Source organism: Saccharopolyspora hattusasensis, from assembly GCF_050972075.1.
GTDB lineage: Bacteria > Actinomycetota > Actinomycetes > Mycobacteriales > Pseudonocardiaceae > Saccharopolyspora > Saccharopolyspora hattusasensis.
In genome coordinates this window covers 6,450,438-6,473,220 of sequence record NZ_JBPCDC010000001.1, presented here as the reverse complement: position 1 = coordinate 6,473,220, position 22,783 = coordinate 6,450,438, and the positions used below count along the sequence as shown (strand labels likewise).

The 22,783-nt window shown below is 67.7% G+C and carries 18 protein-coding genes, 2 tRNA genes and 2 pseudogenes; 7 read left to right on the top strand and 15 right to left on the bottom strand.

The annotated features are described in order from the left end of the window. Window positions 1-280: 280 nt before the first annotated feature. Together ACRXBZ_RS31080 and ACRXBZ_RS31075 are read right to left on the bottom strand one after the other, a co-directional pair. Window positions 281-481, bottom strand: a pseudogene (locus tag ACRXBZ_RS31080) (IS110 family transposase); the annotation flags it as partial. After that, entirely contained in the window at window positions 478-1,302 is an 825-nt protein-coding gene (locus tag ACRXBZ_RS31075; protein ID WP_433882067.1) for a hypothetical protein, read from the bottom strand. The pseudogene ACRXBZ_RS31080 and the gene ACRXBZ_RS31075, both read right to left, overlap by 4 nt. Before the next feature lie 349 nt (window positions 1,303-1,651). On the opposite strand from ACRXBZ_RS31075, the gene ACRXBZ_RS31070 reads away from it, so the two are divergent. From ACRXBZ_RS31070 to ACRXBZ_RS31050, 5 genes are all read left to right on the top strand, one after another. Beyond that, a tRNA-Pro gene (locus ACRXBZ_RS31070) sits at window positions 1,652-1,723 on the top strand. A gap of 23 nt (window positions 1,724-1,746) precedes the next feature. Further along, window positions 1,747-1,818 (top strand) — tRNA-Gly (locus ACRXBZ_RS31065). Between the two features lie 32 nt (window positions 1,819-1,850). Further along, window positions 1,851-4,190 (top strand): hypothetical protein, encoded by a 2,340-nt coding sequence (locus ACRXBZ_RS31060; protein WP_433882066.1) that lies wholly within the window; start codon window positions 1,851-1,853, stop codon window positions 4,188-4,190. A 231-nt stretch (window positions 4,191-4,421) separates the two neighbouring features. After that, window positions 4,422-4,823 (top strand): MsnO8 family LLM class oxidoreductase, encoded by a 402-nt coding sequence (locus ACRXBZ_RS31055; RefSeq protein WP_433882065.1) that lies wholly within the window; start codon window positions 4,422-4,424, stop codon window positions 4,821-4,823. Window positions 4,824-4,911: 88 nt separating this feature from the next. Next, window positions 4,912-5,442: an LLM class flavin-dependent oxidoreductase gene (locus ACRXBZ_RS31050; protein ID WP_433882064.1), complete on the top strand. Its 531-nt coding sequence runs from the start codon at window positions 4,912-4,914 to the stop codon at window positions 5,440-5,442. Window positions 5,443-5,501: 59 nt separating this feature from the next. Here the strand turns inward: ACRXBZ_RS31050 and ACRXBZ_RS31045 are convergent, their stop codons facing one another. Continuing rightward, window positions 5,502-7,499: an APC family permease gene (locus tag ACRXBZ_RS31045; RefSeq protein ID WP_433882063.1), complete on the bottom strand. Its 1,998-nt coding sequence runs from the start codon at window positions 7,497-7,499 to the stop codon at window positions 5,502-5,504. Window positions 7,500-9,344: 1,845 nt separating this feature from the next. Here ACRXBZ_RS31045 and ACRXBZ_RS31040 point away from each other — a divergent pair. Further along, window positions 9,345-10,079: pseudogene (locus ACRXBZ_RS31040) on the top strand (IS982 family transposase); the annotation flags it as partial. A gap of 227 nt (window positions 10,080-10,306) precedes the next feature. Here the strand turns inward: ACRXBZ_RS31040 and ACRXBZ_RS31035 are convergent. The 11 genes from ACRXBZ_RS31035 to ACRXBZ_RS30985 all read right to left on the bottom strand — a co-directional run bounded on the left by ACRXBZ_RS31035 (window position 10,307) and on the right by ACRXBZ_RS30985 (window position 21,232). After that, window positions 10,307-10,726, bottom strand: a complete 420-nt coding sequence (locus ACRXBZ_RS31035) for a transposase (RefSeq protein ID WP_433882062.1) — start codon at window positions 10,724-10,726, stop codon at window positions 10,307-10,309. Window positions 10,727-10,756: 30 nt separating this feature from the next. Further along, entirely contained in the window at window positions 10,757-11,362 is a 606-nt protein-coding gene (locus ACRXBZ_RS31030) for a transposase (protein WP_433882061.1), read from the bottom strand. 141 nt (window positions 11,363-11,503) lie between these two features. Continuing rightward, the gene (locus ACRXBZ_RS31025; RefSeq protein WP_433884027.1) at window positions 11,504-12,406 is read right to left on the bottom strand and encodes a group II intron maturase-specific domain-containing protein; all 903 of its coding nucleotides are present in this window, start codon (window positions 12,404-12,406) and stop codon (window positions 11,504-11,506) included. Continuing rightward, window positions 12,357-12,992 carry a reverse transcriptase domain-containing protein gene (locus ACRXBZ_RS31020; RefSeq protein WP_433882060.1) on the bottom strand — a complete coding sequence of 212 codons (636 nt, stop codon included), beginning with the start codon at window positions 12,990-12,992 and terminating at the stop codon, window positions 12,357-12,359. The genes ACRXBZ_RS31025 and ACRXBZ_RS31020 overlap by 50 nt, the downstream gene beginning before the upstream one ends. Window positions 12,993-13,554: 562 nt before the next feature. Further along, window positions 13,555-13,824 (bottom strand): hypothetical protein, encoded by a 270-nt coding sequence (locus tag ACRXBZ_RS31015; protein ID WP_433882059.1) that lies wholly within the window; start codon window positions 13,822-13,824, stop codon window positions 13,555-13,557. 261 nt (window positions 13,825-14,085) lie between these two features. Then, entirely contained in the window at window positions 14,086-14,844 is a 759-nt protein-coding gene (gene ehuA, locus ACRXBZ_RS31010; RefSeq protein WP_433884026.1) for an ectoine/hydroxyectoine ABC transporter ATP-binding protein EhuA, read from the bottom strand. Window positions 14,845-14,857: 13 nt separating this feature from the next. Continuing rightward, window positions 14,858-15,514 carry an ectoine/hydroxyectoine ABC transporter permease subunit EhuD gene (gene ehuD, locus ACRXBZ_RS31005; RefSeq protein WP_433882058.1) on the bottom strand — a complete coding sequence of 219 codons (657 nt, stop codon included), beginning with the start codon at window positions 15,512-15,514 and terminating at the stop codon, window positions 14,858-14,860. Further along, window positions 15,511-16,203: an ectoine/hydroxyectoine ABC transporter permease subunit EhuC gene (ehuC, locus tag ACRXBZ_RS31000; RefSeq protein ID WP_168587410.1), complete on the bottom strand. Its 693-nt coding sequence runs from the start codon at window positions 16,201-16,203 to the stop codon at window positions 15,511-15,513. Before ehuC ends, ehuD begins: the two co-directional genes overlap by 4 nt. An 18-nt stretch (window positions 16,204-16,221) precedes the next feature. Then, on the bottom strand, window positions 16,222-17,106 hold the full coding sequence (gene ehuB, locus ACRXBZ_RS30995; protein WP_433882057.1) for an ectoine/hydroxyectoine ABC transporter substrate-binding protein EhuB: 885 nt from the start codon (window positions 17,104-17,106) through the stop codon (window positions 16,222-16,224). A gap of 617 nt (window positions 17,107-17,723) precedes the next feature. Continuing rightward, the gene (locus ACRXBZ_RS30990) at window positions 17,724-18,815 is read right to left on the bottom strand and encodes an acetate/propionate family kinase (RefSeq protein ID WP_433882056.1); all 1,092 of its coding nucleotides are present in this window, start codon (window positions 18,813-18,815) and stop codon (window positions 17,724-17,726) included. Then, a complete protein-coding gene (locus ACRXBZ_RS30985; protein WP_433882055.1) occupies window positions 18,812-21,232 on the bottom strand; it encodes a phosphoketolase family protein in 2,421 nt (806 codons plus the stop codon). The genes ACRXBZ_RS30990 and ACRXBZ_RS30985 overlap by 4 nt, the downstream gene beginning before the upstream one ends. A 147-nt stretch (window positions 21,233-21,379) precedes the next feature. Here ACRXBZ_RS30985 and ACRXBZ_RS30980 point away from each other — a divergent pair, with 147 nt between their 5' ends. Further along, a complete protein-coding gene (locus tag ACRXBZ_RS30980) occupies window positions 21,380-21,541 on the top strand; it encodes a hypothetical protein (protein ID WP_433882054.1) in 162 nt (53 codons plus the stop codon). A 189-nt stretch (window positions 21,542-21,730) separates the two neighbouring features. On the opposite strand, the gene ACRXBZ_RS30975 is transcribed toward ACRXBZ_RS30980, so the two are convergent. Then, complete coding sequence (locus ACRXBZ_RS30975) at window positions 21,731-22,780, bottom strand: Gfo/Idh/MocA family protein (RefSeq protein ID WP_433882053.1); 1,050 nt, start codon at window positions 22,778-22,780, stop codon at window positions 21,731-21,733. Window positions 22,781-22,783: the final 3 nt, after the last annotated feature.

Below are 22,783 nucleotides of genomic sequence, written 5' to 3'. Positions count from 1 at the left end.
TTCCCGGTCCGGCGGAGCCTCCGACCCCAGCGGCCGGAGGCTTCCACATCCCAGACGGCCCCGCGCTGTCAGTGGTCGAGACACAGTGTGACCATGCCTGCAAACGTGGCGACGTCGCCGCTGGGATCCAGCCCACGCTGGTCAGCCAGGCTGCCAGCCGTTTGGGCGAGAGCCAGTCAGCGCGGTCCTGGCAGACGAAGCGCGCCAGGAAGGCCAGGCCGATCGGGCTGTCCAGCTCGGCGAAGAGCCCAACCGCCGCGGGGAAAGCGCGTTGCAGGTGGGCGACCAGGTCGCTGCGGGCCCGCACGGTGGCCCGCAGCGTGGCGGTGGCCGGGCCATCCGGTTGCCGGGGCCGCAGCCTCGCGCGGTCCGTGCGCAGCGTGCCGGCCAGCACGTAGGCGTCGAAGCGGTCGTCCTCGTTACCGGCCGAGCCGTACCGTTCAAGGGCCCTCGATCCGCTTCGCGGATACCGCGTGCTCAGCGCTCCCGCGCTTCCGCGCTGCGCAGCCGCTCCGCTAGCGCGTCGCGGTCGTGCTGGGCGCGCTCGCGGCGCTGGCGCGCCGTTTTCGCTTTGCGACGGAGCTCGCGCAGCTCGCCTTCCGCTCGGGCGAGCTCGTCGCGCAGCTCCTCGCAGCGTTGCTCGGCCTCGCGCTCCTCGCGCTCGGCGAGCTCCAGGGAGTCGGCTGCTTCGTCGAGCTGCTCGTCGGTGCGTCGCAGGTGCTCGCGGAGCTCGCGCAGCTCGGCGCTGCGCTGTGCCTCACGCGGCTCCGCCTTGCGCTTTGGCTTGGGGTGGGCGGCGGTGCGGCGGATGGCCGCGACGGCGAGTTCGTCGAGGCCGAACCCGCCGTATTCGAGCGGTTTGACGAGGCTCCCGGCTTGCACCGCGCGCCCGGCTTCGGGGTCGGAGAGGGCGGCCGTCAGGGTTTGCTCGACTTGTTGGCGGGTTGGTTCGGTGAGCCGGTGGCCGTGCTGCCCGGCGAGTTCCGTGGCTCTGCTGGTGAGCTCGCGCAGGAGGCGGGTGCGGTCCGCGGCCAGGGCGCGCAGGTCGTCGCCGCGTAGTTCGCGCTGCGCCGTTCGCAACTTCCCGCCCAGCTCCAGGAACGCGGCCACGCTTCGGGGATCCTGGGTGGCGAGGAGGTTGACCGCCCAGGCCGCCGCGGTGGGTTTGCGCAGCTTCTTGAGCTGGGTTGCGAGGTCTTGGTCGCCGCGTTCGGCGGCCGCCGCCGCGTGCCGGTCGCGGGCCGGGACGAATTCGGCGGGTGCGGCCGCGTACAGCTCGCGGATCAGGTCTTGCAGCTCCACGGGATCAACGTGCCACGCCGGCGCGGTGCGCGCGACGTGAACCGCGTTCTTGGCCCGGCCGCCCGTCGGGGATCCCGGCGTCCGCCTTCGCCGACGGGTCGAGGTTGAACGCTTCGGGTGCGTCCGGTATCGCACGAAGGCGGCCTCGCGCCCGGCCGAGTTCTCGGCGCAGGTAACGCCCATGACGTGAATTCACCGCACAACGATGAATTTCATTCCTGTGCAGGGAAAGCACGGATGCCACCAGACTGTCCACAGTGGCATGGAAGGATGTTTCGGGTGCCCGAGACCTGTTGGCCGAAAATAGGTTTTCGGCGGGATGGCTCGCTTGCTAGCATCTTGGCGTTCTCGTGGAGTAGCTCAGCGGTAGAGCACCTGGCTTGGGACCGGGAGGGCGCGGGTTCGAATCCCGCCTCCATGTCGACGCGGCGGTTTCCGCCGCACCCTGGCGTAGCTCAGCGGTAGAGCACCCGGCTTCCAACCGGGAGGGCGCGGGTTCGAGCCTCGCCGCCAGGCCTCGCAGCAATTCTGGACTGTTGGAGATTTCCATGTCCGATCGGACTTTCCGCTCCGCCTCGCCGGCCTACGCGGTCGGCAGGTGGGCCGAGGCCGTGGCCGCGGCAAGGACGGCGGCCGAATCCGGCGACGCCGCCGACCGCGCGCGGGAGAAGGTGCGCCGCTGGGAGGACGTGCTCTCCGGAATGGCCAGCGGCCGACTCGCGATCGGTTCCCGCGTCCCGGTCGCGGACACCCCGGCCTGGGTGACGCTGGAGGTCGCCCACGGTGGCTTCGCGACCGGTCGCTACCTGGCCGAGGTGCCGCTGTCGGAGGACGAAGCGGCGCGGCTGGCCGTGCTGCCGGAAGGCGTTCCCGGCGACTCCGACAGGGAACGGCTCAACCGCTGGTATCTCGGCGACGCGGGCCAGGCGGAGTTGCTGAAGGCCTTGCGCGATGGCCACTACCGAGTGGATGTGCCAGAGGAAGCCGCGCTCGCCGTGGCGGCGGTGCTGCTGGACGAGGGCTTTCCCGCGCAGGCTCTGGACCTGGTCGCCGAGCTGCAGCCGATGATGCACCGGCTGCGGTTCACCCCGCGTTTCGAGCCGGTGGCCCGTCCCAGCGGCACGGCCGTGCGGCTGGTTCCGGTGGCCGAGGTGGTCGGCTCGCTGCGGGCGACGCGGGTGCCGCCGCAGCTGGCCGCGATGCGCGCGACGCTCGGGGTGTGGAACCCGCTCTACGACAGGCTCGTCGCCCTTTGGTGCAGCACCGTGGACGGCGAACTGCCTAGCCTCGACGACGATGGCGAGGTGCGCGGTGGCTGGCCGTGCCGGCGCTGGCCGGGGAACTGGGCGGATCAGCGCACTCGGTGGCTCGCCGACTACGAGCAGGCGTGCGAGGAGCACCGGCCCACCGGCAGACACGCCCACCCGAAGGGCAACTTCGCCCGGCTGCGCGCTGCCCTGCTGGCCTGTCTCGATGGCAGCGACGCGCTTTCCGCACGGGAGGTCGGCTGGATCCGCCGCGCGCTGGCTAACACGGCGACCCGCCACGGCTTGGTCGGGTCCGAACTTCGCGAGGATGTCAGGGCGCAGCAGGCCGTTGCCGCCATGGCACCCACCTACGCAGCACTGGCCGGGGTGCTGGCCGCGCGGCTGGAGCGCTACCCGGGTGGGGGCGGTCTGCCGTCGCTCGACCCGGTCGCCATCGATGTGTCCGAAGAGGACGATCGGACCGATGCGGTTCCGGTGGGCACGCCGCTTCCGGCGCACCTGCTGGAGAAGGCGTCCCGAGCGTTGGAAGCACCGGTGGACGAGCTGGTGCGCCGTGGCGTCATCACTTCCGGTGACGTGCTCGCGCGGGTGCTGCCGCAGCTCACCTCCCGGTTGATCGCGGCCCGGTTCGACGACCCGGTGCCGGCCGGGCTGTACGAGCAGCTCTACGCCGCCTTCCGGCGCCGCCGCGGTCTCCTGCTGCTCAACCTGGAGCACCAGGTGCGCTTCGACGAGCTCCCCTGGGCCCGAGCGCTTGGTCTTTGCCGGACACCGCGCCTGGACAGCTCACGCCCCGGCTACCTCGCGTTGCAGCAGGCCACGATGCTCGCGCTCACGTCTTTCCCGCAGGCTCTGCTGCCCAACCCGCTGATCCGCGAACTGGGCGTGCTGGCCGGCCAGGCAGGGGTACGCATGCCATTGGTCGAAGAGGTCGCCGCGGACATCTTCATGGGCACCTTTACGACCAAGTGGCGGGATGCCGCCGCGGTGGCCGGTCGGACCATGTCCGGCACCGCCTACGCGGCGTATTACGACCTGCCGGCGGAATACCGGTGGACGCGGTCGCGGCGGTCGGTCCTCCGATGGGGAAAGGCGACCGAGAACGACTTCGCCGAGCTTTGCGCCGTGCGGGCCGCGGAAGCCGGTCGGACCGGAAGTTACGTGGCCCGCAACGGTGCCGTGCTGGAGCAGAGCCAGATCCTGACCACGCACAACCTGGCCGTGCTGATCGACCACCTGGACCTGTCCGACCGGCTTCGCGAGCACGCTCCGGAGCTGGCGGCTCGGACGTTCAGCTGGGTGGTGCGTCGGCTCGCCCAGCGCACCGACGACTACCACTCCGCGTTGATCCAGGTGAAGAACGCCGCCTACGCCTGGCGGCAGGGCATCTTCCTGCTCAGCTTCTGCGACCCCGCGGCTCAGCTGGCGCGTGTGCAGCGGTTAAGCGACGAAGTCCAGGCGATGGGCCTCCACGCCCGGTTCGGTCCGGCGGTCGACGGGCTGGCGCACGTGCTGGACGGCGGGCGGTTCGCAGAAGGTGGCACGGTCCCGCACGGCCACGGCCGACGCTTCCTGGGCTGGACCGCCGGCCAACACTGGTACTTCACCCACGACAGCTGAAGAACTCCCATGCCTGCACAGCTGTCCAGGCATCGGAACTGGGCTCGGCGTCACTCGCGGATTCGGGTGTCCCGGTGCGATTTCGCGCGATATCGCCGCACCGCGTAGCGAAATGCTCACCAGCGGAGGCCTGGGCATGGGTTTCGCATCGCGAAACCGGCGGCGGGGTGTGCTTCGCCTCAGCGGTGACTGGAATCCTGCGGCTCGGTGGGTGTTGACATAGGTGTGACCATGCGTCTTTCCGTGCTGGACCGCTCGCACATCTGGCAGGGCCAGAGCCCGCAGCGAGCCCTGCGGGAGACCGTGCACTTCGCACAAGAGGCCGAGGCCCAGGCCCTCGGTTACCACCGGTTCTGGGTGGCGGAGCACCACAGTGTGCCCGGCGTGGCCGGGGCGGCACCGACCGTGCTCGCCGCCGCCGTCGCCGCCGCGACCACCCACATCCGGGTCGGCAGCGGCGGCGTCATGTTGCCCAACCACCAGCCGCTGGTGGTGGCCGAGCAGTTCGGCGTGCTCGGGTCGCTGTTCCCGGACCGCATCGACATCGGGCTGGGGCGCTCGGTGGGCTTCACGAGCGGCATCCGGCGCGCACTCGGGCGCGACAAGGACGCCGCCGAGGGGTTCGGCGAGTAGCTCGCCGACCTGCTGGGGTACCTGTCCCGGCAGCCCGGCAGGTTCCCCGGGGTGCACGCTGTCCCGGCAGCCCGGCAGGTTCCCCGGGGTGCACGCTGTCCCGGCCGAAGGATTGCGGCTCCCGGTGTTCCTGCTCGCCACGGGCTCCGGGACCGGCACCGCCGCCGAGTTCGGAATGCCGCTGGTGATCGCGGCGGTCCACGGCGACGACCGGATGATCCGCACCATCGACTCCTACCGCGAGCATTTCCGGGCATCGGAATGGGCGGCGCAGCCGTACGTCGTCATCGCGCGGTCCGTCGCGGTCGCCGACACCGCGGAGCAGGCCCGGCGGCTACTCGTCCCGGAGGCCTGGGCGACCGCCTTCTCCCACACTCGCGGCGAATTCCCGCCGCTGGAACCACCGGAGCAGGTGCTGGCGCGTGAGATGTCCGACCGCGAACGCACCCGGTTCGAACGCGCGCTGGACGGCCACGTGTTCGGCACGGCAGACGAGGTCGCCGTCGCGCTGAAGGACCTCACCGCGCGCACCGGGGCCGACGAGATCCTGGTGACCACCACGGCCTACGACCCCGAGGACCGTCTCGACTCCTACCGCCTCCTCGCCGCCCTAGCCTGACGACGCCGTCCAGCAACGCCAAACTACGACTTCGCGCGAAATCGGTGGCTGGGGCCGGGTCAGGTGGGTGGGGTGGTGATGCCGCGGCGGGTGTGGCCGGGGATGTGGTGGACGCGGTCGATGTCACGGCGGTGGCTGGAGTCGAGTTGCCAGGGCACGCTGACCACCATCACGCCCTGCTCGAAGCGCAGCCGCCAGGTCAGCCGCAGCGAACTCTGGTTGTGCAGCAGGTTCTCCCACCAGCGGCCGACGACGTACTCCGGGATGTACACGCACACCAGGTCGCGCGGGCCTTCGCGACGGATCCGCTTGATGTAGTCGATGACCGGCCGGGTGATCTCGCGGTAGGGCGACTCCACCACCTTCAGTGACACGCCGATGCCGTGCCGTTCCCACTCGCTGCGCAGCAGATGCGTTTCCGCGTCGTCTACGTTCACGGTGAGCGCGGTCAGCGTGTCCGGCCGGTTGGCGCGGGCGAACGCCAACGCGCGCAGCGTCGGCTTGTGCAACGTGGACACCAGCACCACCGCGTGCACCCTGCTGGGCAGGGTGATCCCGTCGCGCTCCGGTTCGAGTTCGCGCCGGACGTCGCGGTAGTGCCGGTGGATGGCCCGCATCAGGAAGTACAGCAGCGGGATCGCGATCACCACCAGGTAGGCACCGTGGGTGAACTTCGTGATGAGCACGACGACCAGCACCGTCGCGGTCAGCACCGCGCCGACGGCGTTGACCAGCCGCGACCGGTGGTAGCGCGCCCGGTGTGCGGCGTCGGAGGCGTCGGCGAGCAGGTGGTTCCAGTGCTTCACCATGCCGATCTGGCTCAGCGTGAACGACGTGAACACACCGATGATGTAGAGCTGGATCAGCGCCGTCACGGACCCCGCGAACGCCGCGATGAGCGCGATCGCGACCAACCCGAGCAGCACGATTCCGTTGGAGTGCGCCAGCCGATCGCCACGGGTGTGCAACTGGCGCGGCAGGTACCGGCGCTGCGCGAGCAACGACCCGAGCATCGGGAAGCCGTTGAAGGCGGTGTTCGCGGCCAGCAGCAGGATCAGCGCCGCGCCAGCCTGTACGACGAAGAACAGCACGCTGTCCAGCCCGAACACCGCGCCCGCCACCTGCGCGATGACGGTGCGCTGCCCGGTGCTGTGGCAGTCCGCCGGGAAGCCGATCAGGTCGCACGGGTTGTTCGCGATCCGCACACCGGAGACCATCGCCAGCGCGGTCACGCCGCTGAACAGGCCGATCGCCAACGCCCCCATGATAATCATGGTGCGGCCGGCGTTGACGTCCTTCGGCCGCCGGAACGCGGGCACCCCGTTGGAGATCGCCTCGACCCCGGTCAACGCCGTGCATCCCGAGGAGAAAGCCCGCAACAGCAGGAAGATCAGCGCCAGCCCGGTGACGTCGAGCTGCTCGGGCCGGATATCCCAACCGGCGCTCTCCGCGACCGGCGGATGCCCCGCCGCAGCCTGCCCGAGGCCGACGACGATGGTCAGGCCCATCGACGCAACGAACAGGTAGGTCGGCACGGCGAACGCCTGGCCGGACTCTCGAGTTCCGCGCAGGTTCATCGCCATCATCAGCACCACGACGACGACGGCGATCCAAACCCGCTGCGGGTACAACGACGGCACCGCCGAGACAAGGTTGTCGACACCGGCCGCGACCGACACCGCGACCGTCATCACGTAATCGACCATCAACGCGGCGGCCACCACCAGGCTCGGATTGCGGCCGAGGTTGCGCGCCACGACCTCGTAGGACCCGCCGCCGCTGGGATAGGCGTGCACGACCTGCCAGTAAGAAACAACCACGACGGCGAGCAGCACCACGACCGCCAGCGCCACCCACGGCGTCAGGTGCAGCAGCGCCAGCCCGCCGAGTGACAGGATCAGCAGGATTTCCTGCGTCGCGTAGGTGATGGAGGAAAGCGGGTCGCTGGCGAAGATCGGCAGAGCGAGCCGTTTCGGCAGCAGTGTTTCCCGCAGCCGGTCGCTGCGCACCGGACGCCCCAGCACCAGCCGCTTCAGCACGTGAAACGCCGAAGCCACCCCACCAGGCTAGGAGCAACCGCCGTCAAATGCGCTATCGCGCGTGTTCTGGAAGGTGCTGGTGGGTGAAGCCAACGGACAGTGATGATGTGTGCCGCCTATCGAGGCGAACAGGCCGTTCGCTTCCGAATTCCTCTCTGATAGATCAAGGAGCGCCGCCAAGGCGACGCCCGCCGGGGACCCTCACGGGCTTGCGCCTGCGGCTTGGCGGCCGACCGTGCCCGGCGCACCCCCGGCGACCGCCTTGGGACGGCGTAGGGAGCGCCTCAGGGGTGGCTGTCAAATCCGGCCTCGCCACTCCAGGGGCCGACAGGCTCGGGCTCAGTCAAGCGGCCCTGCACTCCCAGGCGAAGGACTCTGCCGTGCGACCGTCACGACGCATAACGTAAAGCCCGTGCGAGAAGGGGAGCGGCACGCTGTGAACGGGACAGTTATTCGCTGGGGGGCAGGACACGAAATTCTAATGCAGATCGAAAGGACGCCCACCGACACCTGGCGAGTCACCTTCCGCGTGCCGGGGCGTCCCGAGGTCACTGTCGCGTACGACACCGAAAAGGAGCTGCGCCGCGACCTCGCAGCCTTGCTCGATGGGACTGCGGAACCGCCATTTCACGGGTGGCCCATACCCCGCGAAGAGACACGCCAAGACCAAGACCAGTGAGCACCCGCTCGATCAACATCCGGCTCGACCGCGAGCTCCTGGGGCGCCCGCCGTCCCCGGCCCCGCCCGTCCCCCGGCAGGTCGGCGGGAAGAGGACAGAGTCACTCCCTTGTAGGTGATCACACTCACGCATACAAGTGGCGGAGCAGTCCGGAAAGGATCTGCCCCGCCACTCACCACGACTTGGCCCGCTTCAGCTCCAGCAAGGCCAGCCCGCCGACGAGGCCCGACAGCTACCGAAGCAACCTTCCGCCGCGCCCCCGTCAGCGCGGTTTCCAGAACCTCTAACGCTGCTTCAAGCCGCGCCGGCTCACCGGCCAGGCCCACCACGCACGTCCCAGCGCCCAGCGACGGTGTTGAGCCCCCACAAGCTCTATGACCGCTTCCGCCATCACACCGCCAGCCATAGCGATCACCGCGCTATCACCTGGCAGGAAATCGCCGTCTTGCAACCGGGCCACTGGCTCACCGCCAGGCCACGCCAGGCCGTCTACAGGGGTCCAAGGGCCGGAAACTCTCGGTACACATCGGTCCCCCTCAGCACTATTTGTGCTGGTCAGAGTGCATACTCGAACATTGCTGCAGATCCCGCCAGGTGCCCGATACAAAGGGCACCTTCAACAGGCATAGCCGACCGGAATAGCAGACAAAAGGTGCCCGTCACTCCTAGATGACTGATTCCGTGAAGATCACGTGAAGGGAGGGGTCGGTGAGTGGGTAGCGGAGAAGGGTGTTCAAGATCAATGTGTGAATAAAGAACTAAACACCCTCCTGACCGCACTCTACGTGCTCGTCGACGACCACGTTGTTCCCGCCCGCACAGGGACTCGGACGCTGGCGACGACCTCTGGCCGTGGTTCGTGCGTCATGCTTCCCAGCAGATCCGGCAGGGTGCTCTCCGCGAGCCGACCGCCGGAGCCCTCGCGTTCCGCTCGATCCGCGACCGTGAGGCGGTGGGCACGCTGCTCGTCGTTATCGGCGACAGCCCTGGCGTCGACGAGAAGCAGACCCGCGACCCCGTTGCGGCGCGGCCGCGGCGAAGGTCGCCACCTGGCCGTGAGCGTTTTTGGGCGCCATAGCACCGAAAAACGCTCACGGCCTTTCCTGCACCACGCACACCCAACCATCCGATGCGGACACCGCAAGACCGGCTGCCCAAGACGTCGCGACCGCGATATCACGATGAGCGTCGCTGGATTCGGCATATCCACAGTGATCAGCAATGGCGTGCCCTGTTCCCCGTATCCGCGACAGCAGTCCGGATACAACAAGCGTTTGAGGAACGCGGAACCATTGCTATGCAAAGCGATTATCACACTGGCCGCGTGCTGTCCATCCTGGTTCGACGACCTGTGGATCACCGACGCCACGCCTGTTCCGTGCGGCATGTCCCGCGAGACCGTCAAGCGTTCCGATCTCGCGGGGCACGCCGTTTACGGCTCCTGTACGTCACATTCGCGCTGGTACTGGGGCCTGAAGCTCTCTCTGGTGTGCACCGGGGACGGGATGCCGGTCATGTGGTGCCTGGCCAACCCCAAGATCGGCGAACGTGAGGTGCTGGCGGCCTTGCTCGACCACAACCACCCGCTGATCCGTGACCGCCAAGTCCTGCTGGCCGACAAGGGCATCTCCGGCAAGGACTTCAAGAAACCCACTGAGGCGCTGGCTCTGCGTCTGCTGCGCCCGGACCGCAAGGACGAGACCTACCGCAACGGCAACCTTGGCGGAATACGCCAGTGGATCGAGTCGGTCAACCAGACACTCAAGGGACAACTCGGTCTCGAGCAGCACGGCGGACGCACCCCGGCCGGCGTGTTCCCCGCGTCGCCCAGCGTTTACCGGCCATGGCCGCCGGTATCTGGCACAACTGGACCACCGGCGTGACCAGCAAACGATCACTGATCGCGTTCGATCACTAACACCAACTTCACGCACTCAATCATCTAGCCGATCGTGTGATGGGTGAGGGGACCCTTGAGCGGCATAGCCCGGATCCACCGAGTTGGTTTGGGCGTGGGTTGTTGATCAAGGTTTGGGGGGTGTTGATCGATCATGCTGGTGGTGGGTGTGCGGGGTCCGCCGGCCTGTGGTCCGGCTTATCCACTGTGGTCTCCGGTCGGCGCCTTGTGGGCGGGTGTGGTCAGGGTCAGGCCCCGGCCGGCGGGGAGTGGGTTGCGGTGAACAGGCTGGTGAAAGCCTGTTTCCAGTGCCAGCCGGCCGGGAGGTGCAGCACGATGCGGCGGGCGGAGCGGGCGATACGGGCCGGGATCGTGATGAGCTGCCGCCGCAGGGTGGCGGTGCGGGCTTTGGCGTGGAACTCCGACGCGAGACTGCCTGCGGCGCGCATCAGGTTGTGGGTCAGCGCGGCCAGGGACAGCCAGGCGCCGTTGGCGGCGAGCTGCCCGGAGGGCAGGTGGGCCGCGGCGGAATCGTTGAGGTCGGCGAAGATCTGCTCGATCGTCCCGGCACGGCCGCGGTGCTTCGGGCTCGGCGGTGAGCAGCTCGTGCGGGGAGTCGGTGAAGATCGCGTGATAAAGCCAGACGGGGAACAACTCGCCGGTGGCATCGGTGGTGGTGATCCGGGTGCGGCGCACGATCAGCCGGGCGGTGACCGCACGGCCGGGATTCTGGGTGACGTTGGTGAACGCCTCCAGTGTCGTTTCGGCGATCTCGCCCTCATAGATCCACTGCTTGGCGCGGTCGTCGAAGACCGGCCGTTTAAACGCACGGTCTGCCATGTGTTCTCCTCGATCCCGGCGATCGCGGCCTTCACGGACGCGGTGTGTTTGGCGGTGACCGAGAAAAACGCCCCGGCTTTGCGGATCGCGGCGATGACCGGGCCCGTGAAAAACGCCGAATCACCCCGCACCACGATCGTCCCCGTCGCACCACACGCCCGGGCCGTCTTGATCGCCGAGGTGATCAGTGACGCCGCGCCGCGGGCGGAATTGGCGTTACCGCCCCGTATCCGGGTCGCCGCCACCACCGGCGCCGCAGTGGGGGTGGAGATCGTGGCCATCAGATAGTTCAGGCCCCGCACCTTCGTGTACCCATACGCCGAGCCCTGCTTCGCCGCCCCGTAGACCTCTTTGATCTTCGAGTCGATATCGACGAACACCAGCTCATCGGCCCCCGGCAACAACCCGCACCGCCCGGCCAGGCGTTCCAGCACGATCCGGCCCAGCTTCTCCAGTTGCGCCACATGACCATAGGTGAACCCACGGTGAGGTAGGTTCCCGGGCGCGGTGTCGGTGTTGCCGCCGGTCCGTTTCCCGGGAACCCCCTCCCGAACCCGGCGTACTGATCTCTCAGTACCGGGCTCTCCACGTGTCTTACTCGCTGGTTAGCCGCTGGTGGCAGCTGCTGGTTTCGGGGTCCATGGGGTCGGGATTTTGCTGCCGCGGTAGCGGTAGCGGGTCACCTTGACGCTGGATGCGCCGGTGAATACGACCCCGTTGTGGGCGAACCGCCATCCTTGGTCGCAAAAGCGACGTCGGAGCTGCTTCATTCCCAGCCCGGTCTTTCCGGCGTACTTGGCGCGCGTCCAGCGCATCAGCCGGTTCCACGTGTGGGAGTCGACCGCGCTGAACACTGCCTTGGATACGCCGTGCCGGAAGTAGTTCGCCCACCCCGTCAGGGACCGGTTCAAGCTGAGTATCAGCTCGTCCAGGCTCATGTGGCGGGTTGACCTGTATGTCTTGGCCGAAACTTTGTCCTTGATCGACTGGATCGCCTTCTTGGACGGTTTGGTATAGACATACTGCTTCATCGTGCCTCGCTTGCGCATCCTGCGGATGTCGAAACCGAGGAAGGTGAAGCCCTCGTCGATGTGGACCACGCCGGTCTTCTCCGGTGCCAGCCGTAGCCCGAGTAGGTCGAGCACGGCGGTCACCTCCTCGCGCAGGGCTTCGGCGTGGTGGCGGTCCCCAGCCACCAGCAGGACGAAATCGTCGCAGTAGCGGATGAGTCGCCAGCTTGCCTTGCCCTGTCTTTTGCGTGCTTTCCGTTGCCCGTCTGTCTCCATTTCCTGCCGCCATCGCTGGTCGAAATAATCGTCCAGCGCCGACAGGGCAATGTTGGCGAGTAACGGTGAAAGAATACCGCCTTGCGGGGTCCCGGTGAGTGTCTCTTCCCGATCTCCAAGTTCAGTGAATACCCCGGATTTCAGGAACGCTTTCACCAGCGCGCAGATACGCTTATCTTTGATCCTCATCCGGAGCCGGTCTATCAAAGCCGTATGCGAAATTTCGTCGAAACAGGCCTTGATGTCGTGCCTCGAGAATCCACAGGTAACTGCTTCGTCCCGAGGTGAATTGATGGATCTCGGCGATAGCGTCTTGCGCGCGCCGGTTCGGGCGGAACCCATACGAGCACGGCTTGAAGTCCGCCTCGAAGATGGGTTCAAGCACCAGTTTCAGGCTTGCTTGTACCACGCGGTCGATGATGGTTGGAATACCTAGCTTCCGGAATTTTCCGGTCTTTCCCTTCGGTATCGTCACCTGTCGTACTTCGACCGGCCGGAAAGCGCCGGATTTCAGCGCGTCCCGGATCTGGCCCAGGAAAGCCTCGACCCCGATCCAGGTCTCGACGTGGGTTGCTGTCGCCCCGTCGATCCCTGCGGTCCGGGCACCTTTGTTCCTGGAGACACGTTCCCATGCGTGCACCAGAAACGCCGGGTCATAGACGAGGTTGAACAGGTCACCGAACCGGCGGGAGGAATCCTCTCCCGCCCAGCGGTGCAATTTGGTCTGCATCCTCCGTACCGCGAAATAAGCCGAATCAGGATCCGGCCACGTCACGGCGCTGGTATTCACCGGCGCGTCTTCGGGCATTGCTTCCCTTCCTTGACTGACACGCTGCCGCCCTTTCCCATGTACGCGGCTCTCCCGCGCTCGGAGTACTACGACGGCTCCGTCCCATCCACGCCTTCAGCCGGCGTCGCACCTATCCCCGCCCCAGCCTCCGTGGACGGGAGGAAGGCAGGGAACGTACGCGGATGGTTCCCACGTTCACTGTTGTCCGGTCGACGGGTTAGGCATCCGGCTCTACCCCTGCGGCATCGCCATCGGCTACGCCGTAGACAATTCACCGTGGCCTCCGGGCCCAGACTTCTGAGACCCAGCCCGGAGTTGCCCGCCCGCAAAAAAAGCGGAACGGGTGCGCACCGCGAACCAGCCCGAATCCACCGGGTTAGAGCTGGCGGGCACTCAAGAGGCGTAACAACACCGGTTTCTCGCGTATACCTTCCCGTCTCGCTCACCGCGCCCGGCCCATCCGGCAGTGCTGAACCGACGCGACTTTGTCGAGGCTGCTCCTGCCCTCCCCGGCGACCCCCGGATCGGGCTGCCTCCAGCTTCACCCCACCGCTACGACGGCGAGGAGATGGACGGTCTCTCACCTCCATCCGAAAAAAAACAACAGCGCCTCGTGGCGCACCAGAAACGTGCCCAGTGTCGAGGGCGCCCGGATCCCGTCGAACAACCGCGACATGCCACCGTGGCGGATCACACCCAGATCCTCGAACGAGTCCGCACCACAGGCCATCCCCGCCACGATCGAGGACACCTTCACACCGGGATTCGCCCCCGCCGACCCCACATCCGGCGACAATTTCACCGTCTGCTCAGCCAGATCAGCCACACCGACCTGCTCGGCCAGCCGCAATACCGGCACCAATCCCGCACACGACACGAGATTCGGATCATCGAACCTCACCGACACCGCGCCGGCACTATGCGATGCTTGCATCTAGCAGATGCCCTCTCATCCAGGAACCGATTGTCTCTCTTCCAAGAACAATCATCCCAGGCCAGAGGGCATCTGCCCCACCACGACACGACCCCGCCTGCACAAACTTTCACCACAACACCGGTGGATCCGGGCATAGTCGACGGCACAGTCACCCAAGGGTGCCCCTCACCTCGGTCACTTACGTTCGAGGACTGCCTTGAGGAAACGCTGGGTCCTTTCGTGCTGGGGGTTCTCGAAGATCGTTGAGGGTGGACCCGACTCGATCACTGCCCCGGAGTCGAACATCAGGACTCGGTCCGAGATCTCCTCCGCGAAGCGCATTTCGTGGGTCACCAGCAGCATCGTCATCGCGGTGGTGTGGGCGAGGTCCCGGATGACGGCGAGGACCTCGCCGATGAGCTCAGGATCCAGGGCGGAGGTGACCTCGTCGAAGAGCATCACCTTGGGGCGCATGGCCAAAGCCCTGGCCATCGCCACACGTTGCTGCTGGCCGCCCGAGAGCTGGCCCGGTTTGTGGCCGAGGTGCTTCTCCAGCCCGACCATCTGCAGCAGGTCGACCGCGCGCTGCTCGGCCTCCTCCCGCGGCATTCCCAGCACCTGGATCGGCGACAAGGTGACGTTGTTCAGGACCGTCATGTGCGGGAACAGGTTGAAGTGCTGGAATACCATGCCGATCTTGCGCCGCACCGCCGCCTGCTGCCGGGTGTCCACCGCGCCCACGTCGCCACGACAGTCCCAAAGCGCCTCGCCGTCGACCTCGACCAGCCCGCTGTCCGGCTGCTCCAACGTCATGAGCAGCCGCAGGATGGTGGTCTTCCCGGAGCCGCTCGGTCCGATGATGGAGACCTTCTCCCCAGCGGCCACGTCGAGGTCCAGTTCGCACAGCACTTGGTTGTCGCCGAACGACTTCCCCACGCCGGCGAACGAGATCATCGGCTGGACGTCCTCATCGCGGATGCGCAAGGCGCAGCTCCAATCGTTTGATCAGCTTCGCGGCCGGCAGGCTGACCGCCAGGAACAGCAGGCCCGCGATGGTCAGCGGCTCCAGGTAGCGGTAGCTGCTGGACCCGATCGAGGTCGCGTGGCTGAGCAGTTCGAAGACCGTGATGGCGGACAGGATCGCCGAGTCCTTGAACATCTGCACCACGTAGTTGCCCAGCGCCGGGATCACGTCGCGCACCGCCTGCGGCAGCACCACGAAACGCCAGCGTTGCCAGGCGGAAAGGCTCAGCGCCGTCGACGCCTCCCACTGCCCGGCGGGCACGCTTTGGATCCCGGCGCGGTAGACCTCGGCGGTGTAGGCGCTGTAGTTGATGCCGAGCACGACGATGCCGGTGACCAGCGGCGAGAACTGCACCCCGACGTTGGGCAGCACGTAGAAGGCGAAGTACGCCTGAACCAGCAGCGGCGTGCCCCGCACGAACAGGACGAAGAAGCCGGACAGCTTGCCCAGCACCGGAATCCGCGAGTACCGGACGACAGCCACCACGAGCCCGAGCAGCAGCGCGATCACCGTGCCGATGAGCGTGACCTCAACGGTCACCCACAACCCGTCCAAAAGGGACGGGACGATGCTCGCCGCGAAGGACCAGTCCCAGATCATGGGCCGACCACCCGCCTCGGACGGAGCACGCGCCGCCGCGGTGCGGGCCGAGCCGGGTCCATCCGGCGCTCGAACCAGGCCGTCGCGATGGACAACAAGTACGCCACTACGAAGTACAGCACCAGGATGGTGCCGAAAACCGCTGCGGTGGCGCCGGTTGTCGCCCGCACCATCTGAGCCCGGAAGGTCAGGTCCGCGACGGTCACCAGCGACACCAGCGAGGTGTTCTTCAGTAGGTCGACGAAGACGTTGCCGAACGGCGGGATCATCGCCGGGATCGCCTGCGGCAGGATGACGAACCGTAGCCGCTGGTACGGGGTCAGGCTCAGCGCGATCGCGCCTTCGCGCTGGCCGCGCGGCAACGCGATGATCGCACCGCGCACGATCTCCGCACCGTAGGCGCCCTCGTTGAGCCCGAGCGCCAGCACTGCCGCGGCGAACGGCACCAGTTGGACCCCGAAGAACGGCAGGGCGAAGAACAGCCAGAACAGCTGGACCAGCATCGACGTGCCGCGGAAGATCTCGATGAACACCCCGGCCGGCCAGCTCAGCCAGCGTCGCCGCGACATGCGGCACAGGCCCGCCGCGAAGGCGACGACCACGGTGATCACCATGCCCACCGCGGTCAGCGCGAGCGTGATTAGCAGGCCGTTGAGCAGCAGCGGTAGGAACGGGAGGATCTGGGACATGCGCTGGGCTCCCCCGGGTCAGCCCGCAACGGCGCAGAGCTGGTCGCGGGTGACGCTCCGGGCCGCGTCAGCCGAGAATCCCCACTTCGAGAGGATCTGGTCGAACTCGGGGCTGGCCTTCAGCGCGCGCAGCTGTTCGTCGTAGGCGTTGACCAGGTCCTGGTCGGACTTGCGGAAACCGGCGCCCGAGCCGGTCTGCTGCACGTCCTGGATCGGCGGCGTGATGTCGATCCCGTCGGTCTTCAGCGAGTTCAGCGACAGGGTCGGCAGGAAGAACGCGTCGGCCCGCCCGGCCTGCACCGCCTCGATCCCGCTGCGGCCGTCGGGGATGTTGACCATCTGCGCGGCCGGCACGTTCTGCGTCTTCAGTGCGCCGTCCTCGAAACCGCCTGGCAGCACGGCAACTTTCACCGTCGGATCGGCCTTGACGGATGCCACGCTGGTCAGGTTCTTGGGGTTGCCCGCTGGCACGGCGAACGACTCCGTCGACACGATTTCCGGTTCGGAGTAGAGGATTTGTCCGCACCGCGACTGCTTCATGAACAGCCCGGCGGCGATGATGTCCCACCGGTTCGCGTTGAGCCCCGGGATCATCGACTCGTAGGGCGTGACCACGCCCTGGATCTCCGGGATTCCCATCCGCTTCAGCACGGCGGCGACCACGTCAGGTTCCGCCCCAGTGACCGTGCCGTCCGGTTTGATCTGCGTGTACGGCGGTTCGTTGGCGATGGCGATGCGGGCGAAGCCCTGCTTGCGAACCTGGTCCAATGTGGATCCGGCTGACTGGCCGGTACCGGGCTGGGTGAAGCTGCACCCGGCGAGGAATCCGGCCGCAGGCAGGGCCAGGGCGACCGTCGCGCCACCGCGGAGCAACTGTCGTCGGGAGATTTCGTCTCTGCGCACCGGCTCACGCCTCCCTCGCATGCATCACCCATTCGAGTGATGCTTTGGGGAGAGACGCTAGGTCGCCCGGTTCAACCTGTCAATGAACGGATTGTTGACGATGCGTTACCACCGGAATCGGCCGATCAGCGGTACGAAAGGTCGCAAGATACCGGACCACCAGCCAAAACACACCAAAAGCCAACCGCCGGGCCCCTGCGCAGAGCGTCGCCGCGAGCCGTTCCGCCTGGGCCGATCCGGCGAAATCCGCCGACTCGCGGGATGCGGACATCTGTCCACAATGCTCACTCTCCGCAATGCGAAGCAGTCCGAACGGTCCGGGTGCGCTGTGATCCCCGGAACGACCAGGAGCGCACACCATGACCACCGAGCCGCGGGACCTGTCCGCTGCTTGATCCACTCGAAGGTTTCCCGGCCAGCACCACATCCGGTCGGACGGATCCCGAATCGACCACGTGCACTCCGAGCTCCGCGAGCCGTTCTTGCACGGCTTCCCGGGAAACAGGAGCCTCCATCTGCGCCAGAACGGCCTTCTCACCCCGGATGTCCTTGATCGACATGGTAACGGTAGCTCCCGGCAACCCCGCGCCGACTCAACGATCAGGTGAGGTGCGATGTCACGTGGCCAGTGTTGCCGCGGCGCGGGTTTGGCGGGCGATCTCCACGTCTTCGCGGGCCTGCACCACCACCGTGCGCACCGCAGCACCGGGCGCGGAGATGTCGGCGTCCTGGGTCGCCTCCTCGTTCAGTCCCGAATCCACCTTGGTTCCGATAAATTTCAGCGCTTCGCAGACCGCCGACCGCACCGGCGGCTGGTGCTCCCCGATCCCGCCGGTGAACACCAGCAGATCCAACCCGCCGAGCACCGCGATCATCGACCCGGCGTGCCGAACCAGGCTGTGCAGGTACACGTCTACGGCCACCGTCGCGTCCGCGTCGCCGCTGTCGCGAGCGGCCAGCACATCGCGCAGATCACCGGAAACCCCGGACAGCCCGGCCAGGCCGGAGCGCTGCGCCAACACTTCGAAAAGATCTTGCGGCGCAACGCCTTTCGTGTTCAGCAGCCAGCCGAGCAGGCCCGGATCCACGGTGCCGCTGCGGGTGTTCATGACCAGGCCTTCCTCCGGCGTGAAACCCATCGTCGTGTCCACGCACCGGCCGTCGCGCACCGCCGCCATCGACGCACCGGCACCGAGGTGGCAGCACAGCACCCGCCCCTGCCGCGGCGGCAAACCCACCAGCTCCGCGCCACGGACCACCGCGTGGGAATGCGACAAGCCGTGGAACCCGTAACGGCGCAACCCCCACTTGCGGTTCCACTCCCGGGGCAGCGCGTAGGTGGCCGCAGCCGTCGAAAGCCCAGCGTGGAACGCGGTGTCCACGCACACCACCGACGGCGTGTCCGGCTCAGCGGTGCGCGCCGCGCGCAGCCCGGCGATCGCGCGCGGCTGGTGCAGCGGGGCGAGCTCGGTCAACGACTCCAAATACGACAGCACCCTGTCGTCGACCACGGTCGCCGCGACGATCCGCGTGCCGCCGTGCACCACGCGGTGCCCCACCGCGTCCGCACCGTACTCGTCGAGGAACCTGCGGATCGGCTCCGCCCCGCCCTCCCAACGCTCCAGGGTCTCCTCCGCGACCGCCTCGTCGCCGTCCAGCAACCCGAGCTTGAGGCTGCTGGAGCCCGCGTTCACGGTCAGCACCCTCATCGCGCCGACCACACCCAGTCCAGGATCTCCGGCATGTCCTCGCCGTGCGTCGACACGTACTGCCGGTGCTCGATCAGCTTGGTCTGCAACGCTTCTCTCGCGTACGCCGCGGACGGGCCCAGTCGCGGCACCCGGTCGATCACGTCGATCGCCAGGTTGAACCGGTCGATCTGATTAAGCACGCACATGTCGAACGGCGTGGTCGTGGTGCCCTCCTCCTTGTAGCCACGGGCGTGGATGTTGTCGTGGTTGTGCCGCCGGTAGGTCAACCGGTGGATCAGCCAGGGATAGCCGTGGTAGTTGAAGATCACCGGCCGGTCGCGGGTGAACAGGCTGTCGAACTCGGCGTCGGACAACCCGTGCGGGTGCTCGCGCTCGTCCTGCAACCGCATCGGGTCCACCACGTTGATCACCCGGATGCGCAGGTCCGGGAAGTGGTCTCGGAGCAGGTCGACGGCCGCCAGCGTCTCCATCGTCGGCACGTCGCCAGCGCAGGCCATCACCACGTCGGGCTCGCCGTCCTGATCGCTGCTTGCCCAGTCCCAGATCCCGATTCCCCTGGTGCAGTGCACGATCGCCGCATCCATGTCCAGGTACTGCGGCGCGGGCTGCTTGCCGGCCACCACCACGTTGATGTAGTTCCGGCTGCGCAGGCAGTGGTCGGCCACCGACAGCAGCGTATTCGCGTCCGGCGGCAGGTACACCCGCACCACCTCGGCCTTCTTGTTCATCACGTGGTCGATGAACCCCGGGTCCTGGTGCGAGAAGCCGTTGTGGTCCTGCCGCCACACGTGCGAGGTCAGCAGGTAGTTCAGCGACGCAATCGGCTGCCGCCAGGCGAGCTGGTCGGTGACCTTCAGCCACTTGGCGTGCTGGTTGACCATCGAGTCCACGATGTGCGCGAACGCCTCGTAGCAGGAGAAGAACCCGTGCCGACCGGTGAGCAGGTAGCCCTCCAGCCAGCCCTGGCAGGTGTGCTCGGAGAGGATCTCCATCACCCGGCCGTCCGGGGCGAGCGAGTCGTCGCCCGGTGCGGTTTCGGCGTCCCAGGTCCGGGACGTGGCGTCGAGGATCGCGTTGAGCCGGTTGGAGTTGTTCTCGTCCGGGGAGAAGACGCGGAAGTTGCGTTCGTCCTCGTTCAGGCGCATCACGTCGCGCAGGAAACCGCCCAGCACCCGGGTGGCCTCGCCGATGGTGGCGCCCGGTTCGTCCACCCGCACCGCGTACTGCCGGAAGTCGGGCATCCGCAGCGTGCGCAGCAGGAGACCGCCGTTGGCGTGCCGGTTGTCGCTCATCCGCCGCTTTCCGGACGGGTTGTGGTCCTTGATCCGCTGCACCGGCGCGCCGTGGGGTTCGAACAGCGCGGCCGGTTCGTAGCTGCGCATCCAGGATTCGAGCTGGCGCAGGTGCGCCTGGTCGTTGCGCGGGTCGCTGATCGGCACCTGGTGCGACCGCCAGCTGCCCTCGACCTGCTTACCGTCCACAGTGGCCGGTCCAGTCCAGCCCTTCGGGGTGCGTAGCACGATCATCGGCCACCGCGGCCGCAGCATCCGGCCGTCCCGGCGGGCCCGGCGCTGGATCGCGGCGATCTCGTCCAGGCACCGGTCCAGCGTCGCGGCGAACAGGTGGTGCATCGGCTCCGGCTCCGAACCGGACACCAGGTACGGCTCGTAGCCGAAGCCACGCAGCATGGCGAGCAGCTCGTCCTCCGGGATGCGCGCCAGCACCGTCGGATTGGCGATCTTGTAGCCGTTGAGGTGCAGGATCGGCAGCACCGCGCCGTCGGTGACCGGGTCCAGGAACTTGTTGGAATGCCAACTGGTGGCCAGCGGTCCGGTCTCCGCCTCGCCATCACCGACGACGCACGACACGATCAGGTCGGGGTTGTCGAAGGCGGCGCCGAAGGCGTGCGAGAGCGAGTACCCGAGCTCGCCGCCCTCGTGGATCGAGCCCGGCGTCTCCGGCGCCACGTGGCTGGGAATCCCGCCGGGGAAGGAGAACTGGGTGACCAGGCGGCGCAGGCCCTCGTAGTCCTGTGCGACGTCCGGGTAGACCTCGCTGTAGGTGCCCTCCAGCCACGCCGCCGCGACCAGGCCGGGGCCGCCGTGCCCCGGCCCGATCACGTACATCATGTCCAGGTCGCGGGCCCGGATCGCCCGGTTGAGGTGGGCGTAGATGAAGTTCAGGCCCGGCGTGGTGCCCCAATGCCCGAGCAGCCGGGGCTTGATGTGCTCGGGGCGCAGCGGCTCCCTCAGCAGCGGGTTGTCCATCAGGTAGATCTGCCCGACGGACAGGTAGTTGGCGGCCCGCCACCACAGCTGCAGCCCGTCGACCTCCTGCGCGTCCAGGTGTTCGGACACGGCGGGCGTAGTGGTCCAGGTGACCCCGGTGGTTTCGGTGCTGATCTCACTGCTCATCCCGGCTCCTAATGCTCGGCACCCCGCCATTCAGCGTGCTGGGCACCAGCTGGTTCGCAACTCGGGGATCCTGCGGAAAACGATGGCTGATCAGTCGTGCTGCGCCCCGCATTCCGCGACCCGCTTCGCCGCCCTAGCTTTCGCACCGTGACTGGAAAGTCGATCTACACGCGGTTCCGGTTGGCGGCCGGGCTGGCGTGGGCGCTGGCCGTGCTCGTGGCGATGCTGGAGACCGCCCGGGCGCTGCGGACCGGGAAGCCGCTGCGCAACGACCTCGTGCCGCTGATCATCGATGGCGAGTGCTGGTGATCAAGCTTTCGTTCCGTTGCAGAGCAAGGCAAATCGGGGAACCTGGAGCGATCCACTTCGGACTGTCCTGCTCATGTCCGTCCCGCAGACGGTCGGCCCGAAGCCTGGTGAAGGCACCAACGCATTCGGCGACGGGGTGACAGGCACCCGTGACCGGCCAACTGGAGGACGGAGCCCTTGCCCGATCCGTTAGAGGAGGCGGTCGACGGTGATCTCGGCGGCGGAGCGCCGGGCCGCCGCGATGACGTCCAGGGCCGCCACCGCGTCCGCCGGGTCCACCGGCGGCGGTGTGCCGTCGCGCAGTGCCTTGACGACCCCGTCGTAGAACGCCAGGTAGTCGCCCGCTTCGCTGGGCACCCGCCGGACGTCGTCGCCGACGCCCAGGACACCCCACAGGTCCTCCGGTTCCCGGCCCCAGCTGTCGTCGACGGGCAGGCGCCCGGCGCGCAGCTCGGCTTCCTGCGGATCCAAGCCGTACTTGGTGAAGGTGGCCGCATCGCCGAGCACCCGGAAGCGCGGGCCCGGACGCGCCGCAACCTTGCTCATCCACAGGTGCGAGCGCACGCCGTTGGCGTGGGTGAGCGCGATGAACGTGTCGTCGTCGGCCCGCACCCTGGCCCGCCGGCAGTCGATCTCGGCGTAGACCGCGGCGACCGGTCCGAACAGCTGCAGGGCTTGGTCGATGAGGTGGCTGCCCAGGTCGTAGAGGATGCCCGCGACGTCCTCCGCGCCGCCGGAGTCCCGCCAGGTCGGCTTCGGCGTCGGCGACCACCGCTCGAACCTCGACTCGAAGCGGTGCACCCGGCCCAGTTCTCCGCCGTCCAGTAGCTTGCGCACTGTGCGCATGTCGCTGTCCCACCTGCGGTTCTGGAAGACCGTCAGCAGCTGCCCCTTGGCCGCCGCGTGCTCGATCAGCTGCCGCCCCTCGATTGAAGTCGGGGTGAACGGTTTGTCCACCACGACCGGCAGCCCGGCGTCCAGCGCGGCGGTGGCCAACTCGACGTGCGTGCGGTTCGGGCTGGCGATCACCACCAGGTCGGGCCCGCGCCGAAGCAGCGCGTCCATGTCGCCGACCACCGCGGCCTCCGGGTGCTCGGCGCGCACCTGCTTTTGCCGCTCGGGGTGGGCGGTGACGACCGCCGCCAGCCGCAGCGACGGGTGGGTTGCGATCAGTGGAGCGTGGAAGATCGCGCCACCGAGACCGTATCCGACAAGTCCTACTCGCAGTGCAGAGCTCATGCC